The organism is Aromatoleum toluolicum, assembly GCF_012911005.2.
GTDB classification, from domain to species: Bacteria; Pseudomonadota; Gammaproteobacteria; order Burkholderiales; family Rhodocyclaceae; genus Aromatoleum; species Aromatoleum toluolicum.
In genome coordinates, this window is sequence record NZ_WTVS01000174.1 from 1 (window position 1) to 1415 (window position 1415).

The window sequence follows — 1415 nt, forward strand, 5'->3', positions numbered from 1 at the left end:
AGTTGTGTGTGTCAAGTTGTGCAAATTGGGTGAGCACGGCATGGTTGATTCATTTCGCTTTCAGCGCTGCGCAGGGCGTAGCCCAAAGCGGCGCTGAAAGCGGTGGCGGCCTCATGCGGCCAGCCGCAGGGCCTCCTTCTTCTGCTCAACAAGCAGCGTCATGTTCAGATAGCGATTGTCCTCAAGCCAGCTCTCGTGCGTCTCGACGCATAGCGCGCGGATTAGGCGCAGGCACGAGTCGGTATTGGGGAAGATGCGCACGACATGGGTGCGCCGCTTGATCTCCTCGTTGAGCCGTTCGAGCATATTGGTGCTCTTCATGTGCTTGTGATGCTGGCGCGGCAGGTGGTAGAAGCTCAGCGTCTCCGCGATGTTCGACTCGGCCCAGTCGACGAGCTTCGGATACTTCGCCTGCCACTTGCTGATCCACGCGACCAGATCGCGGTTGGCTTCCTGGATATCGCGCCGGTCGTAGATCCAGCGCAGCTCCTGCAGACAGTCGTCGTCGGCTTTGCGCGGCAGGTAGTCGAGGGCGTTCCTCAGGAAGTGGACGTAGCAGCGCTGCCACACGGCCTCCGTCAGCACTTCGGAGATCGCCTTTCTGAGCCCCGCGTGATCGTCGGAGACGACAAACTCCACGCCCCACAACCCGCGCTCCTTTAGTCGCAGCAGGAAATCCTTCCAACTGCTCTGGCTCTCTCGGTGGGCGAGTTCAACCGCCAGCACCTGGCGGTGCCCCTCCCAGTTGACGCCAATCGCGATCAGCACCGCCTGCGTGCGGATCACCCCGTCTTCGCGCACCTTCTCGTAGCGAGCATCCACGATCAGATACGGATAGGCTTCTTCCAGTTGCCGGGTGGCAAAGCGCGCCAGCGTCTCGTCGAGGCTCTTGTTGATCGCCGAGATAGCCGAGGCCGAAAAGCTGTGGCCGCACAGCTCCTCGGTGATGGCCTTGACCTTGCGCGTCGACACCCCCTGCACGTACATCTCGGCGAGCGCGGCCACCAGCGCCTTCTCGCTGCGCGCATAGCGCTCGAACAGCGCGGTGGAAAACTCGCCGTGGCGGTCACGTGGCACGCGAAGCTCCAGCTTCCCGATGCGCGTCACCAAGCCACGGCTGTAGTAGCCCGCTCGGTAGCCTTGGCGGCTGTCCGTGCGCTCGCCCGGGGCGGCGCCCAGCAACTCGGTCATCTCGCCTTCCAGGACCTCCTGCAGCGCCTGCTTCATCAGCGCCTTCATCAGGTCTGGATCCGACGCCACTAATGCTTCCACTGTTGCGCCCTTCGAACTACGCTTGATCGTGGTCATGGCTGCCCTCTCCACCGGGTTAAAGGTCGATCCGACAATCAACCTTAGCCATGACCACCCGCGCCTTCCAACCGAAGGCGCTTCTGCACACACTTCTGAACACTACC

Annotated in this window: 1 protein-coding gene; it reads right to left on the bottom strand. The window is 62.2% G+C overall.

Annotated features, from left to right (window positions below; genetic code table 11):
• Window positions 1-111: 111 nt before the first annotated feature.
• Window positions 112-1308, bottom strand: coding sequence for an IS256 family transposase (locus GPA27_RS28220; RefSeq protein ID WP_169143722.1), 1197 nt, complete (start codon window positions 1306-1308; stop codon window positions 112-114).
• Window positions 1309-1415 lie beyond the last annotated feature (107 nt).